Consider the following 14,596-nt stretch of genomic DNA (forward strand, 5'->3'; position numbering starts at 1 on the left):
AGGAAGAAAGCGACATAATTTATTGAATGCCGAGGAGCTGGAGTTGAAGCGGTTCCAAATCCGCGACACGAGCGTAGATTTGAGGAGCTTCATCTGCATAGATGATGGCGTTTACCATTTCTACCATATAATTGGAGAAAATTAGAAAAGTTTCTCCTTCATAATCATTGGGCTTTAATTCAATAAAAAGGTCCGGATGAAACTGGATTTCAATTGGGACACTATTGTAGCCTCGGGTTAAACCTTTGGATTTAAAGCTAACAATCTTCCCTACTGAATTCGGTAAATCCTTTGTTAAGGATCCGAAGTCTGGATAGGAAACTTCCCACTTATGAATCTTGGCCGCATCATGGAGAGCCTGAAAGCCAAGTTCAAAGGCTTCAAAATGTTGATCTTTTGCCAGAAAAGGTATCATTTCCTGAAGAATGTCATTTGCATCTACGACAGGAATGTCCCATTCCAGGCCATAATTAACTTCTACCTTTGCCTGTCTATCTTGTTTGGATAATAAAATGGTAGCACCATTATTGAGACCCGCTTTTCCAGCCTTGAATTCGGTAGATGCCTGAATCCCCAATTGCTGAATACTCTGTTCTGATTCCAGCTTTTCGACCGTATATAATCCCAGTTCCAGTCCACTACTATCCGCATAGGCCTGAAGGAGTTTCTCCAATTGCTTTTTTTCTGAATTTTTGAGGATGCTAGCTTTATCCAGCACTCGCTTATCAGAAATGCTTTGCTCAGAAGTACGAGTATCTGAGGCACAGCTTTGAAACAAGAGCAGAATGAGGATGATGATACTTGGGAGTTTATTCATGGGTATTCTAAATGGGCTATCTATCCACCTATGCTTGACATGGACTCATGTACCTTACCGCTTTTTGAGCGTTTGGCCTGGGCTTCGAATCCATCTTTCGCCCTCTTTTGAAATAAGTCAAGGAAAGTATCCCTGATCTTTTCATTGGGAGAGCCATCTCTTAGCATTTCTATCATATTAAATACGCCCTCATCATAGAGGCAGGTTTTGATCTCTCCTTTGGGAGTAATGCGTATTCTATTGCAAGATCCACAGAAGGTACGACTAAATGCAGGTATGACACCTATACTACCAGCGAATCCCGGAATTTGATAATTGAAAGAAGTACTATTAGGCCCGTCATCCAATTTATTTAATTCGGGGAATTCTGTTTTTATATGTTCAAGAATTCTTTTGTGATTCCATTTTAGTCCACTTCCATCTCTACCAGTTCCATTGAAAGGCATTTCTTCAATAAAGCGAATACCGACCTTATTCTTCTCTGTAAATCGGGCAAAAGGCAGGATGTCTTCTGTGTTTTTTCCTTCCATCACCACCGCATTGACTTTGGTTTTTATACCAGCGTCTAGTAAAGCATACAGGCAGTCCAGAACTTTGGGATGCTCGTTCCTTCGTGTGATGGTAAAAAATCGTTCAGGATCAAGGGTATCCATGCTTAAATTCACGGAATCAATTCTGATCTTTTTTAAGAGCGGAAGGTATCGTTTAGTTAATACTCCATTGGTTGTAATGTGAATCGATTCAATACCTTCGGTTTCTCTTAATTTTTCCAGGAATTCTGACAGGCCTTTTCTGACAAATGGCTCTCCACCGGTAATGCGGACTTTTGAAATACCCATGCTTGCCAAAATTTCGACTAGCCTAAGCATTTCCTCATAGGTTAGCAATTCTGCACGTGGTACATATTCTATTCCCTCAGCCGGCATACAATAAAAGCAACGCAAGTTGCACCTGTCTGTTACCGCGAGCCTCACATAGTTGAGTAATCTTCCGTGATTATCTAACAGCATATCTGCAAGATAAAAAATCAAAGGCATTATTCTTGTAAAAATTAGAGCGGTAAGTTCTAATTAATACATGAGGCGAAGATTTATACTCTATCTATCTGCCTTGCTCATTCTGTTACCTGCTTCTGTTCTCGCCCAAACACCTTTCTGGGACGTTTTTGACACCCAAAACACAGTATTGCCTTCCAATCAGATCCAGGATCTGAGTTTCGATGTACATGGAGACCTTTGGGTTGCCACTACACAGGGATTGGCCCGCCGCAATGATAGCAGCTGGGACCTGGGACCTAGCCTGACAGGCATAGGATTGGATTCGGACTATGTGAGTGAAGTGGCCTATTATGATGGCGATAATGCCATGTGGATCGGCACCCAACTCTATGGTTTATTCAGGCTCGATTCCGGAAACTGGATACAACAAGGACCTGTTTTCAGCGGGACCAATGATATCTTTTCTGATCCGGAGGATGGCTCGATATGGGTGGCTAGCGAAAGTGGCCTAAGGCACTACAATGGAAGTGTTTGGAACGTTTATAATGATAGTACTTCTCGCTTTCCCAGCGAGAAAGTCAAGGCTGTCAAGAAAGATGCCTTCGGGCAAATCTGGGTGGGTACCCATCCATTTGGAAATTATCCAGGTGGTCTTGCCTGGTTTGATGGGAACAACTGGTTCACCGTGAATCGTTCCGATGGTTTGCCAAATTCATTTATCAATGATTTTGTCTTTGATGTAAGTGGCAATCTTTGGATCGCGAGTGATGGTGGGGTGTTCAAGCGAACGCTCAATAATAATTGGCAGACCTTTACTCCCAATAATACGGCTCTACCTAATATCAAGGCTAATACGATTACCATCGATAGCCAGGGTAATATTTGGGTCGGAACCGAAGGAGGCATAGGAGTCAATACGCCAAAAGGCTGGACAAATTTCCTCTCTGCAAATTCTGGTTTGCCCGATGATCGGATCAGAGATATCCTCATTGATCCACAGGATGGTACTGCCTGGATTGCAACTGAAAACGGAGTGGCTCACTTTGATCGGGTTATAGCTACTTCAACTTCAATAGCTCCCTCCCTGGAAGAAATGGGACATAGCCTAAACGGCCCTTATCCAAATCCTGTAATCAATCAGGACATGATCTATGCGAGTCTTGAGCTATCCAGCTCGGAGAAGTTGAGCATAGACTTGTATGACTGGCAGGGAAAAAAGGTCTATAGTTGGGCAAATAAAGCCTATCCGGCTGGCGTACATAATTTTGAATTTCCTTTGTCAAGTAGTATTGCAAAGGGCTTGTATCTCTTCTCTATAAAGGCAGGAGATGCGCATACAATGAGGAAAATTTTCCTCCAATAGTCATAATAATTCAATCATTAGGCCTCCTGATACAATTTTGTATTAGGGGGCTTTTTTCTTGGATAAAACTGCTAAATTTGAGAATAATAAAATCGATAGGATGAAAATAAATCTGGTGGCTTTTGGTATTACGAAAGATATACTGGGAGCAAGAGAAGTAGAATATAGCTGGGAAGGTGCCCAAACTGTTGGAGGCTTATTAAAGGATTTGGGCGAAAAATATCCTCAACTCGTTGACTTGACAAGTCTGAAGGTGGCTGTGAACAATGAATATGCGGATAATACTAAAGAAATAACGGAAAAAGACGAGGTGGTGCTAATCCCACCGGTAAGTGGAGGATGAGTATGAATTTACCCCTGATACATATTAGTGAAAAGCCACTTGAGCTGGAGAAAATTACTCAAATGGTGACGGATGATGGCTGCGGAGCCATAGATATTTTTGTAGGAACAGTTCGGAATCAGACCAAAGGAAAGCCGGTGTTGAAACTGGACTTTGAAGCTTATGAAAAAATGGCGATATCCGAAATGGCTAAATTGGCGGAGGAAGCTTCAGAAAGGTGGCCGGTAAAGAAAATGGCTATTCATCACCGAGTAGGAACCTTAGGCATAGGTGAAACGGCTGTAATCATTGCAGTTTCTACTCCCCATAGAAATGCTTCTTTTGAAGCCTGCAAATTTGTAATTGATACCTTAAAGCAAACCGTTCCCATCTGGAAGAAAGAGATTTTTGAAGATGGAGAAGTCTGGGTTGCTGCTCACCCCTGATTATAATTTTTGTTCGAAAAAGCGGATTCCGGGAGTAGGATTCTGGTTATATCTTTCTATTTCGTAAAATCCCATTTGGGCATAAAGGCGATGTGCTGCTTTCATGCGTGGATGCGTATCCAGCCTCATGCGCTGGTAGCCATTCCTTTTTGCCTCCGCGATTAGAAGCTCAACCAATTTTTTCCCTATCCCTCTTTTCCTAAAATCATCCAGGACAAACATGCGTTTCATTTCGCAGATTCCTTCTCCAATTTTTTGATAAGCGATCATCCCGGCTGGCTGTCCTTCTTCCTCTGCCAAAAACAGGGCGCCATCAGGAGGGCCATACTTCCCTGGCAATTCATCCAGTTCTTTTTGAAAATCACCAAGAGCTGCATCGTGATTTCTCCACAATCCGTAGCTGATAAAAAGCGATCGAATTGCTTCCAGTTCTTCCTTTGTTTTTACAGAAACAATTCGCGTCATCCAGCAGCAATATCAGAAAATAGTACGATTGCAATCAGAACAAAAGAGGCATAGGATATCAGAGTTGCGGCTCCTTCATAATCTTTGGCCACTCTTTGTCCAAAAAACAGCATAACCAGACTTAAGCCAGCCAGTTGAGCTCCTACCATAGCAAAATCTGTTGAGCCATCAACGATTAGCATGACTAAACCAATGCCGGATACGATACCTGTCAGCAATTCCAGAAAAGTGATGATTCCTAGATTAGCCGGGACCATATTTTTGAGGGGACTATTTTTGAAATGATCCTGTAACCAGGATAGATTCCCTTTCCAGTCGACAAGTTTATCTATGCCTGATTGTAGAAAAAGTATGGCTAAAAATGCAGCCGCAATCATCCGGGCGGATGGTATAGCTTGTAGTAATTCCATGTTATTATCCTTATTGTTCTGGCTCGAAATTAGCCAGAAATGATTTCATAATCTATTTCTTCCTGTTGGTTAGCCGCATTTTTCTTTTTCCAGCTAAAGAGAAAGCGAATAAAGAAGAAAGAGAATAAGATGCTCAGGATAGCAAGTACAATAAGAGCGGCCGTACTTAATACAGGATAGGAAAGGGCTTTGAATGCCTGCTGAGAAACGAATGCCTGGTTTTCCTGATCTTCCAGTTCTTTACTATAAAGAAAGACAGGTACAGAAAAATCAAAATCTGCCAGGGCTTCCAACCAGCCATTAGCAGCTATGCTTTCCAGGCTGGATAAATGAATTTCCTGACAAACATCATGGGCCAGTCTAAGGTCTCTGGACAAGCTTTCCCAATCCAGGGCCTCTTGAGACATCAAACCTTCAAAGGACTGGCTGGAAGTACTTCCCAGTCCAACTCTTTGAGCTCTTGCTCCATAATCCAGGATACTTGCAGGATAGACATAAGGGGTATTGGTATGGCAAAGAGGAATGATTCTATCCGTTTCTACATTGAGGATTTGCCCCATATATTGAAGGGCCTTGGCTTCTTCAGGCTTTTCATCCAGACTAAAAGGCAGGACATAACTTTCGAGTACATAGCCATCTCTATGAACAGCCGTCTTGAATTCCTGAAAAAGAGGTAAGGCCAATTGCAATTCCTCTTGTTCAAATAGATTGAGATATGCATTCCATGCGCTCAACATGGGTTGCTCTGCCCATTTTTGCAACTCTTCGGGAGCTGGCCTGAGGTCAACTCCTATTCCTGCCCACTGTAAGCCATGGCTATCAGACCAGCTTTTGAAACTTTGATAGCGTTTGAGCAGGCTGGATACATTATCTATTCGAAAGGTATATGACTGGGCTTTTGGGGCCCTTATCCAGGCAAAGACAGGAATGCCGGCTTCATTCAACAAACGGATATTTGCTGCCCTTTCGTCTGAGAAGTCATCTATACCAATTCTGAGTTCTGCGCCCATTTCCAGCAGAATCTCTTTGATCTGAGGTCGAGAAATAAGGCTTTGAAAAGTGGCTGGATCAGAATCGGAAAAGAAGGAAAGCAAGGGGCGTGCGATAACACCTTGCTTTCCAAATAAAAACAATGATATAAAAAGTAATATGAATAAGCGCTTTAGGCTCATTATGCTTTTTCAAGTACTATAGAAGAGGCTCCTCCTCCTCCATTACAAATAGCTGCACATCCTATGCTGGCATCGTTTTGTTGTAAAACCCCATTTAAGGTTGTGACAATGCGTGCGCCGGATGCACCTAGGGGATGTCCCAAAGAGACAGCTCCTCCGTGAATATTAACTTTTTCTCTGTCAATGTCCAATACTTTATTAAAGGCTAATGTAACAACAGAAAAAGCTTCATTAACTTCAAAGTAATCTACATCTTTCAGGCTCATGCCTGCCATTTTCAAGGCTTTTGGGGCGGCCAAGGTAGGAGCTGTAGTAAACCATGCAGGCTCTTGTGCAGCATCAGCAAAGGATACAATTCTTGCCAAAGGCTTTAATCCCAATTCTTTCATCTTCTTCTCGCTAACGAGAACGAGGGCACTGGCGCCATCATTGATCGTAGAAGCATTGGCTGCTGTTACAGTCCCGTCTTTTGTGAATGCCGGACGAAGAGAAGGAATCTTTTCAAAGCGAACCTTTTTATATTCTTCATCTTCTTTGATCTCCAGCGGATCCCCTTTCCTTTGAGGAACCATGACGGAAACAATCTCTCCTGCAAATTTACCACTTTCAGTAGCTTCCGCTGATCTTTCATAAGAAGATATAGCAAAGCTATCCTGCTCTTCACGACTGATGTTGTATTTTTCAGCAGTTCTATCTGCATAGATACCCATGGCATGCTGATCATAGGGATCCATGAGTCCATCTTTCGCTAAACCATCAATCAGGCTGGCGTCTCCATATTTGTACCCAAAGCGAGCTTTTGGAACGTAGTAAGGAACCATTGACATATTTTCCATTCCTCCCGCTACCATGATATCTGCTCCGCCCATCTTGATGCTTTGAGCGGCCAACATAATAGACTTTGCCCCGGAAGAACATACTTTATTGACCGTAGTACAAGGTACTTCATAGCCAATCCCGGCAGCCAAAGCAGCCTGCCTAGCAGGTGCCTGTCCTAAATTTGCAGAACAAACATTGCCCATAAAAACTTCTTCCACCTGGGAAGCATTAACCTGAGCTTTTTCCAAAGCTCCTTTTATCGCTGCGGCTCCTAATTTGGTAGCATCTACATTGGCAAACATTCCACCAAAGCTTCCTATTGGAGTTCTGACCGCAGAGACGATATAAACTTCATTCATATATATTATTGCTTAAAATATTCAGCTCTGCAAATTACGCTTAATTCTGCAATTCAAAAACGGAAAGCTACGCTTCCAAAACTTAGTCCGCTCCCTGATCCTATCATCATAACCAGATCATTTTTTTGAATTAATCCCTTCTCCATCGCCGAGTTGAAGGTAATTGGTATACAGGCAGAACCTGTATATGCATAATATTCCATTGAAGTGTGAGCGCGATCGTGTGGGACCTTGAGATTGTCAAGGGTTTGTCGGATGCTATTTATATTGATTTGGGTGAGAATATATTGTTTGACTTCCATTGGGCTGAAGTCAAATCTCTTTCCCAGATTTCTTGCCATGGTTGTCCATACCTGAGGGTTGAGCTCTGGAGGAAATCGATAATTAATCCTCAATTTGTCTTCCCCTTTCTGAATGCTCTCTGGGGTGATGGGATGTTTGGTCCCTCCTCCATAGATACCCATGCCGTCATAGTATTGACCCAGGGTAATCAGTTCACTGCCAAGGTAACCAGCTGAGCCTCCCTCCTCTGACCCCAAAATAATAGCACCCGCCCCATCTGCAAAGAGGGTGACGGTTTTCTTATTGGTCTGATCCAGGTACTTGGAGATTGCATAGGCGCCGACGACCATGACATGATTGTATCGCTTATCAGTCATGATATACTTAGCCGCAACATCTAGTCCGGTAATAAAACCTGCGCATGCGGCATTCAGGTCAAAGGTACCTGCATGTCCTGCCTGTAAACGATATTGAAGTACAGATGCGGTAGAAGGGGTAAGGTATTCAGGAGTATCAGTCGCGACGATAATGAGGTCCAAATCTTTGGCTTGCAAACCCGCTCTGTCCAGAGCTTGATTAGCCGCATGAATACAAAGGTCTATGGTGGACTCATCTTCAGCACACCATCTTCTTTCCTTGATCTGTAAATTACCACAAAGCCAGGTGCTAACATCTTCCCCAAGGCTTTCATCAAAATAGCTATTGGGAAGGACCCGTGAAGGGACATAGGCTCCTGACGATCTTATCACCGCATTACGCATGAATACCGCTTTGTCAATCCTAAAAATACCCCGAAGAGCTGTTTGCTCATCGAGTACCTAAAATACAAAAATTATAGTAACCTGAAATGTAACAGGAAAGACTATTTTGAAAAGATTCTTGTTTTCGATATTTTGAATAAAAGGAGACGATGTTACTACTAATTTTATTTTCCATAGGTCTAATTGCAATCATAGCATGGGCTGCTAGTTCTACAAATAATTCAACAAGTACGAAGCCTTTGTCAAAACCGGACGTAAATCCTTCAGATAGAAAACAAGGGTCTAAAGAGTTTACTCGATGGGATGGAAAAAGCCCCCTTGGAGGGGTATCAAATAAAGGCTACAATACATCAAATAATATACCTAGAGGTTGGCGCAGAGAGACAAGTACTACCACAACGGATAAACATACCTTTACTACTACCAGGTATTACGACGAGAAGGGAAGACTCATGAAAACTGAAACAGATAAAATTTAACTATCTGTTAAGCTCGATTCAATAGGGCATTATCTTTTTACCTCAAAACTCTCCAAAGAATCTTGAGTAAGGATAAAAATTCAATTTTAATACTTTAAACTTAGAGAAGCCTACGGTTTTGGTCTTTAGTATGGTTTAGTATTAAGGAAAAGACCGTCAGAAGCTTCATTTTATATTTCCCCTTCTTCTGAAAGGGCTTCCTGCCAGCTCTGGCCAAAATTGATCATGCGGAGAGTGGCGACTGAAAGTTTGTTTTCCAGATTACCAAACTTCAATCGATAATCCTTCATGCTTCGGTTGATAATTTCGAGAGCTTCCTCCCTGCCATAGACATCTGTAATCTCACATTTCTTCTCATCTGCACCGGGCATTTGCTTATATGTGAGGAAATAATGCTCAAGTCTTCTTACAATTGAACTCGGACAATCAAGAATATCTTTCCATTCTTCATAAACTTCATCTCCTTTCAGAATTGCAATGATCTTATCATCGGCTTCTCCGCCATCAATCATTCTAAACCCACCAATAGGAATGGCCGGGACAAGGATGTCGCCATGGGTAATGTCTCGTTCTGTCAATACACATATATCCAGAGGATCTCCATCTCCAACGATATTTTTCCTTCCACTTTTTTCCATACAATAAGTAGCTACCTCATCTCCACAATAAGTCTGCGGAATAAATCCATAAAGCGCTGGAACAATATTGGAGAATTTTTGAGGCCTGTCAACTTTCAGGTATCCGGTTGCTTTGTCAACTTCATACTTTACCGTGTCAGTAGGTACAACCTCTATAAAAGAGGTAACAAGTTCCGGAGCTTCCGGACCTATCTGAACCCCATGCCAGGGATGAGATTTATACCGCAAGCCAATCAACTCCCAAATTCTCGTTAATGAATTTTGTCCCATTTTTTCTGTCTTTTGTTTATGCTATCTACGTTAAAATATAATTACTTTCTATTCGAAAAGAGCTCAGTTTAGACCTGTTATCTTTATACATAATACATGCCTAATTCTGATTTGGTTTGTTTTTTTCTGCCTAAAAAAGCTATTTCGCGGGCAGAAAAGATCCTCCAGAAGCAAATCTGAAGAACCCGAGATTCATTTTCCTAATTCAACGCTAAAAATATGGCAATTATTAAAGCATTTGCTGGATTTCGCCCAAAAGCTGAAAAAGCCAAAAATGTGGCATCCAGGCCCTATGATGTTCTCAATTCTCAAGAAGCTAGAGAAGAGGTAAAAGGAAATCCGGATTCCTTTCTGTATGTGGTAAAACCGGAAATTGATTTACCAGAAGATATCAATCCTTACGACGACAAGGTGTATGAAAAAGGAAGGGATAATTTTACTCGTTTGGTAGATTCCGGGGCTTTCTTTCAGGATGGAGAGGACTGCCTCTATATTTACCGACAGGAAATGAACGGGAAGTTCCAGTCAGGCATACTGGCTGCCGCTGCTGTTTCAGATTACCTGGATGGAGTCATCAAAAAACATGAATTGACCCGCCCGGTAAAGGAAGAGGACAGGAAAAAGCATGTGCGGGTATCCGGAATGAATGCCGAACCCGTATTCTTTGCTTATCCTGCAGTGAAAGAACTGGATGAACTGGTGGCTGAGATTCAAAAAAATGAGCCGGAATACGATTTTGTTGCAGATGATGGATTCGGACATACTTTATGGGTGGTAAATGATCCGGCTCAAATTCAGGAAATCATTAGCTTGTTTGAGGAAAAGGTTCCCTATACTTATGTGGCGGACGGTCATCACCGAACTGCTGCTGCTGCTTTAGTTGGAGCTGATTTGCAAGCAGAAAATTCTCAGCATACAGGAAAAGAGGCCTATAACTATTTTATGGCGGTTCATTTTCCGGATGATCAGCTGACAATTATTGATTATAATCGAGTTGTTAAGGATTTAAATGGTCTTGAGAAAGCTGATTTTATTGAGAAAATCCAGGAACATTTTGAGGTAAAAGAAGAATCTGCGCAGTATAAGCCTGATCAACTCCATGAGCTCAGTATGTATCTGGGCAATAATTGGTATTCTTTGAAAGCCCATGAGGATACCTATGATGATAGTGATCCTATTGGAGTGCTGGATGTAACTATTTTATCCAAATATATCCTGGAACCAATTCTCGGAATCAAAGATCTACGCAGAGATAAGAGAATTGACTTTGTAGGAGGAATTCGAGGCTTGGGAGAATTGGAAAGAAGAGTTGATAATGGCGAAATGAAATTGGCATTTGCCTTATATCCGGTGTCTATGCAACAATTGATTGATATAGCAGATTCCGGAAATATAATGCCTCCCAAGACCACCTGGTTTGAGCCCAAACTCAGGAGTGGGCTGGTTGTTCATAAGTTTCTCTAGAAAGTTGAATATGAAAAAGAGGCATCGCAAAAAAGCGATGCCTCTTTTTTTAAATCCAATAGGTCAGGGCTTCATTCTCTCCATAGTATCCGACAAAGCATGACATAGCCATACGTATGTCCCCATTACAGGGATGTACGGTATGTACTTTTGGAGATTGAAACAGGATCAGTTCCCCTTCTTCGGGTTTTATTTTGACACTTTTTCCGGGCAATTTATCCCGATCAATAAAATCATGGGTATGATTTCGGAAGTCTTCAAATTCCTGATCACTGAGTTGTACGTCCCATAATTCTAACTCACCTCCTTCATGAGGAGTTTTCAGGTAAATGTTAGCAGCCAATTGGGTCTTCATACTTAAGGCCCGGCTACTTTTTGGGGCTTCCCGTCTCAAAATATCCTGATGTGGAGGAAGGGTGTTCTCCATATCTCCCCGGAACATACGGATGGTTCCGGGTTGCATTTTCATTCCATGAATTCTTTCTATATGGGCTCCCTTTGGCCAGACTTCTTCAAGATTCAGGTGAAAAAGATCTAGCGGAGAAAGAAAAGGACTGCAAATGCTACGAATCTCATGTGCGGCAGAAATTGCCTGTACATGATACTTGCCTCTTTGTCTGGGATTGCCGGTGGTTTCGAAAAAACTCATGCCGGTTCGGAATATTCCCAGTTCCTTGGCGATAGAATAATGATCAAAGCCTGCTGCTTTTATGATCTTTCGTGAGAGTTTGGAAGATTCTTCTGCCGATATGTATTGCTTAATTCTTATTGCCAGGATGTCGCCCCTGAAAAGCGAATTAAGGTCTTCACGGTACAAAGAATCTCTCTTCAGAATCGGTGATACCGAAGTTAAGATGCTCATTTGTTTGGGTATTTGGTAGGTTTAGCGATTACGTAAACGGTGTTTTAGGGCATATCAGATTTCGATTTGTAAGTGAAACAGTTAGATAGATAGATTGAATAAACGTGCGTATAATTTATTAAAGTATAGATGTCCGAATCCGTATTGTATGGTTGTGTGTCAAGGAACAAATGGCTTCTGGTCTTGAAATAAGTAAGGGGGAGATACGGCTAATAGAATATGATCGCGTATGAGCGATAATTTCAGCTGCAAAGAACGATATGTGAGCCGCTTTCTTTTAGAAAGAAAGCCAATACAGCTATTCTATGCACTTTGGGTGTGAATAGCATAAATCCTTAACCTAAAATAAGGATTTTTGTTGGTAATGTTTACGATTTCGTTAATTTTTTGTTGACTATCTATTAATTTTCATGAAAAAAATGGGATTTGTAAATCTATTTTATTGTAAATCATTCAGTTGCGTGAAATAATATTAATTGGATATTTGATATCTATGCTGGCAGGCTAGTCTGAAAATTTCACTTTCTTAGCTTCTGTTTAGAGAAGAATCAATTTCTCCAACTGAAAGATTTTCTGCGATTTTTGATCTCGCAAGCTTTTTATAACTTAGCTAATATGGCGAAGATCTGTTTTTACTTTCAACTACATCAACCCTTAAGAATTAGGCCTTTCAGCGTTTTCGAAATAGGTACGCATACTCCTTATTTTGACCAGGCTGAAAACCGCAGGATTCTTGAAGCAGTAAGCCGAAATTCCTATCAACCGTTTCTAAGAATTCTGGAGGATCTGGCAAATGATGAGGAAACGGGATTTAAGGCTGCTTTTTCTCTCAGTGGGATGATTATTGAACAATTGGAGGCCTGGCAAGCAGATGTGATAGAGCGTTTCAAAAATTTGGCGAAATCAGGGGCTGCAGAGTTTTTGGCAGAAACCTATTATCACTCCCTGGCATTTGAATTCAGTCGAGAAGAATTTCAGCGCCAGATCAATATGCATGCGGAGAAAATTCTGGATCTATTTGGCCAAGAACCACAGGTTTTTCGTAATACAGAGCTTCTTTTTCACAATCCCATGGCTTACTTTCTCAAACAGGCTGGTTATAAAGGCCAAATTGTAGAGGGTGCAGCTCAGTTGATGCAAGGCAAAAGTTCTAACCAACTTTATCATGCGATGCATCTGCCTGATTATCCTTTGATCACGCGCAATTTCTCCCTTTCTGACGACCTGGGCTTTCGGTTCTCAGACAAAGACTGGGAGCTCTTTCCCTTGACCGTAACTGATTTTGCTGATTTGATTGATCAGCAGGATGGTAAACATATCTGTATAGCACTGGACTTTGAAAGTTTTGGAGAACATCAATCTGCAGAAACAGGAATTTTTGATTTCTTCTCAGCTTTGCCCAAAGAACTGAAAGCCCGAGGCCATGAGTTTGTTTTTCCTTCAGAACTCATCCAAAGTGAAACCCCTCAGGCTCCCCTTGATGCTTATCATCCGGTTTCCTGGGCTGACCAGGAGAAAGACGATTCAGCCTGGATGGGAAACCCTCGCCAGAAAGAAGCCCTGAGAAAAGTATACGAACTTGAAGGAATTGTGAAAGAAAGCAAGGACCCGGCACTCATTCAAACCTGGTCCTATCTTCAATGCTCCGATCATTTTTATTATATGGCAGATAAAGGAGGGAGTGATCAGGAAGTGCATCAGCATTTCAATCCCTTCGAGTCAGAGCAAAAAGCATATATGCACTTCATGAATCTGATTGCCGATTTTCAAATAAGTTTGAGAAAGTTATAAATGAAGGATTCCCCGGTTTTTTTACTTGCGGAAAGCGGTGCCAGTAAGACTGCCTGGCGATTGTGTCATGGAAATCAGGTGGCTCAAGAGTTTGAAAGTATGGGGCTGAATCCAAGTGCTGTAAAGGAAAAAGAACTGCTACGTGCACTGGATAGGAGTTTATTGCAACTTAAAGGAACTATTCCTCATGCGATCTATTTTTATGGAGCTGGATTGAAGTATCAGGAGAATATTGAGCTCTTAGCAGGCAGTTTAACGCATTTTTTCCCAAATGCTTTAGTAGAGATACAGGATGATATGAAAGCTGCTGTCCGGGCTACTGGCAAAGCGGAGGGGATAGTAGCGATAATGGGAACAGGTAGTAATGCCGCCTACTATAAAAACGATAAAATCCTCCAAAATTATGGGGGACATGGTTATCTGTTGGGAGATGAAGGATCGGGCATGGACCTGGGAAAACAATTGCTCAAGGCTATGCTGGATGGCAAGCTCCCTCGGGAATTGCATGAATACGTACTGGAACGTGAACAGATGGAGCTGGGAGAGCTTAGGACCTCTGTATATCTACATAAACAACCCAACCGCAGATTGGCGGCTTTGGCTCCTTATCTCAAAGAAGGGAATGACTTGCCGGAAGTTCGAAGCCTAATCCGTAATCGATTTGAAAAGTTTATTGAAACCAGCATTCAAAGAGTTGCTAATTATCAGCAATTGCCACTTGATTTTGTTGGAGGAATAGCCTGCCATTTTACTAAAGACCTCCTGTATGTGTGCAAAAAATATGACTTACAGGTCGATAACTTTATCCCGGCTCCTATTGATAAGCTTGTTGAATATCATTCGAATCCTTAGAAATCAGTTAAAATTATCTTGTAAAG

General features: G+C 41.7%; 15 protein-coding genes. 6 read left to right on the forward strand and 9 right to left on the reverse strand.

Translation table 11 applies throughout. The features are described from left to right. Positions 1 to 19: 19 nt before the first annotated feature. Both R8P61_09375 and moaA read right to left on the reverse strand, forming a co-directional pair. The gene (locus tag R8P61_09375) at positions 20 to 817 is read right to left on the reverse strand and encodes a TPM domain-containing protein (GenBank protein MDW3647263.1); all 798 of its coding nucleotides are present in this window, start codon (positions 815 to 817) and stop codon (positions 20 to 22) included. A 20-nt stretch (positions 818 to 837) separates the two neighbouring features. Continuing rightward, a complete protein-coding gene (gene moaA, locus R8P61_09380; GenBank protein ID MDW3647264.1) occupies positions 838 to 1,827 on the reverse strand; it encodes a GTP 3',8-cyclase MoaA in 990 nt (329 codons plus the stop codon). Positions 1,828 to 1,894: 67 nt separating this feature from the next. Here moaA and R8P61_09385 point away from each other — a divergent pair, with 67 nt between their 5' ends. The 3 genes from R8P61_09385 to R8P61_09395 all read left to right on the forward strand — a co-directional run bounded on the left by R8P61_09385 (position 1,895) and on the right by R8P61_09395 (position 3,946). Next, the gene (locus R8P61_09385) at positions 1,895 to 3,178 is read left to right on the forward strand and encodes a two-component regulator propeller domain-containing protein (protein MDW3647265.1); all 1,284 of its coding nucleotides are present in this window, start codon (positions 1,895 to 1,897) and stop codon (positions 3,176 to 3,178) included. Positions 3,179 to 3,278: 100 nt separating this feature from the next. Then, positions 3,279 to 3,521 carry a MoaD/ThiS family protein gene (locus R8P61_09390; protein MDW3647266.1) on the forward strand — a complete coding sequence of 81 codons (243 nt, stop codon included), beginning with the start codon at positions 3,279 to 3,281 and terminating at the stop codon, positions 3,519 to 3,521. 2 nt (positions 3,522 to 3,523) lie between these two features. Further along, positions 3,524 to 3,946, forward strand: coding sequence for a molybdenum cofactor biosynthesis protein MoaE (locus R8P61_09395; GenBank protein MDW3647267.1), 423 nt, complete (start codon positions 3,524 to 3,526; stop codon positions 3,944 to 3,946). On the opposite strand, the gene R8P61_09400 is transcribed toward R8P61_09395, so the two are convergent. From R8P61_09400 to R8P61_09425, 6 genes are all read right to left on the reverse strand, one after another. Continuing rightward, on the reverse strand, positions 3,947 to 4,411 hold the full coding sequence (locus tag R8P61_09400) for a GNAT family N-acetyltransferase (GenBank protein MDW3647268.1): 465 nt from the start codon (positions 4,409 to 4,411) through the stop codon (positions 3,947 to 3,949). Then, positions 4,408 to 4,821: a DoxX family protein gene (locus tag R8P61_09405; protein ID MDW3647269.1), complete on the reverse strand. Its 414-nt coding sequence runs from the start codon at positions 4,819 to 4,821 to the stop codon at positions 4,408 to 4,410. The genes R8P61_09400 and R8P61_09405 overlap by 4 nt, the downstream gene beginning before the upstream one ends. A gap of 29 nt (positions 4,822 to 4,850) precedes the next feature. Beyond that, positions 4,851 to 5,915 carry a hypothetical protein gene (locus R8P61_09410; GenBank protein MDW3647270.1) on the reverse strand — a complete coding sequence of 355 codons (1,065 nt, stop codon included), beginning with the start codon at positions 5,913 to 5,915 and terminating at the stop codon, positions 4,851 to 4,853. A gap of 77 nt (positions 5,916 to 5,992) precedes the next feature. Then, positions 5,993 to 7,171, reverse strand: coding sequence for an acetyl-CoA C-acyltransferase (locus R8P61_09415; protein ID MDW3647271.1), 1,179 nt, complete (start codon positions 7,169 to 7,171; stop codon positions 5,993 to 5,995). A 53-nt stretch (positions 7,172 to 7,224) separates the two neighbouring features. After that, positions 7,225 to 8,214 (reverse strand): ketoacyl-ACP synthase III, encoded by a 990-nt coding sequence (locus R8P61_09420; protein MDW3647272.1) that lies wholly within the window; start codon positions 8,212 to 8,214, stop codon positions 7,225 to 7,227. Positions 8,215 to 8,863: 649 nt separating this feature from the next. Further along, positions 8,864 to 9,601 (reverse strand): inorganic pyrophosphatase, encoded by a 738-nt coding sequence (locus tag R8P61_09425; protein MDW3647273.1) that lies wholly within the window; start codon positions 9,599 to 9,601, stop codon positions 8,864 to 8,866. Positions 9,602 to 9,820: 219 nt separating this feature from the next. On the opposite strand from R8P61_09425, the gene R8P61_09430 reads away from it, so the two are divergent. Beyond that, positions 9,821 to 11,065 carry a DUF1015 family protein gene (locus tag R8P61_09430; GenBank protein MDW3647274.1) on the forward strand — a complete coding sequence of 415 codons (1,245 nt, stop codon included), beginning with the start codon at positions 9,821 to 9,823 and terminating at the stop codon, positions 11,063 to 11,065. A 49-nt stretch (positions 11,066 to 11,114) separates the two neighbouring features. Here the strand turns inward: R8P61_09430 and R8P61_09435 are convergent, their stop codons facing one another. Continuing rightward, the gene (locus R8P61_09435) at positions 11,115 to 11,927 is read right to left on the reverse strand and encodes a 2OG-Fe(II) oxygenase (protein ID MDW3647275.1); all 813 of its coding nucleotides are present in this window, start codon (positions 11,925 to 11,927) and stop codon (positions 11,115 to 11,117) included. 615 nt (positions 11,928 to 12,542) lie between these two features. Between R8P61_09435 and R8P61_09440 the strand changes: the two genes are divergently transcribed. Then, positions 12,543 to 13,718 (forward strand): glycoside hydrolase family 57 protein, encoded by a 1,176-nt coding sequence (locus R8P61_09440; GenBank protein ID MDW3647276.1) that lies wholly within the window; start codon positions 12,543 to 12,545, stop codon positions 13,716 to 13,718. Beyond that, the gene (locus R8P61_09445; protein MDW3647277.1) at positions 13,719 to 14,570 is read left to right on the forward strand and encodes a hypothetical protein; all 852 of its coding nucleotides are present in this window, start codon (positions 13,719 to 13,721) and stop codon (positions 14,568 to 14,570) included. Positions 14,571 to 14,596 lie beyond the last annotated feature (26 nt).

This window comes from Bacteroidia bacterium, from assembly GCA_033391075.1.
GTDB lineage: Bacteria > Bacteroidota > Bacteroidia > J057 > J057 > JAWPMV01.

Excerpts from the sequence above, each read along its gene's own strand:
- R8P61_09375 (MDW3647263.1), bottom strand. The coding sequence starts at position 817 with ATGAATAAACTCCCAAGTATCATCATCCTCATTCTGCTCTTGTTTCAA.
- moaA (MDW3647264.1), bottom strand. The coding sequence starts at position 1,827 with ATGCTGTTAGATAATCACGGAAGATTACTCAACTATGTGAGGCTCGCG.
- R8P61_09385 (MDW3647265.1), top strand. The coding sequence starts at position 1,895 with ATGAGGCGAAGATTTATACTCTATCTATCTGCCTTGCTCATTCTGTTA.
- R8P61_09390 (MDW3647266.1), top strand. The coding sequence starts at position 3,279 with ATGAAAATAAATCTGGTGGCTTTTGGTATTACGAAAGATATACTGGGA.
- R8P61_09395 (MDW3647267.1), top strand. The coding sequence starts at position 3,524 with ATGAATTTACCCCTGATACATATTAGTGAAAAGCCACTTGAGCTGGAG.
- R8P61_09400 (MDW3647268.1), bottom strand. The coding sequence starts at position 4,411 with ATGACGCGAATTGTTTCTGTAAAAACAAAGGAAGAACTGGAAGCAATT.
- R8P61_09405 (MDW3647269.1), bottom strand. The coding sequence starts at position 4,821 with ATGGAATTACTACAAGCTATACCATCCGCCCGGATGATTGCGGCTGCA.
- R8P61_09415 (MDW3647271.1), bottom strand. The coding sequence starts at position 7,171 with ATGAATGAAGTTTATATCGTCTCTGCGGTCAGAACTCCAATAGGAAGC.
- R8P61_09420 (MDW3647272.1), bottom strand. The coding sequence starts at position 8,214 with ATGCGTAATGCGGTGATAAGATCGTCAGGAGCCTATGTCCCTTCACGG.
- R8P61_09425 (MDW3647273.1), bottom strand. The coding sequence starts at position 9,601 with ATGGGACAAAATTCATTAACGAGAATTTGGGAGTTGATTGGCTTGCGG.
- R8P61_09430 (MDW3647274.1), top strand. The coding sequence starts at position 9,821 with ATGGCAATTATTAAAGCATTTGCTGGATTTCGCCCAAAAGCTGAAAAA.
- R8P61_09435 (MDW3647275.1), bottom strand. The coding sequence starts at position 11,927 with ATGAGCATCTTAACTTCGGTATCACCGATTCTGAAGAGAGATTCTTTG.
- R8P61_09440 (MDW3647276.1), top strand. The coding sequence starts at position 12,543 with ATGGCGAAGATCTGTTTTTACTTTCAACTACATCAACCCTTAAGAATT.
- R8P61_09445 (MDW3647277.1), top strand. The coding sequence starts at position 13,719 with ATGAAGGATTCCCCGGTTTTTTTACTTGCGGAAAGCGGTGCCAGTAAG.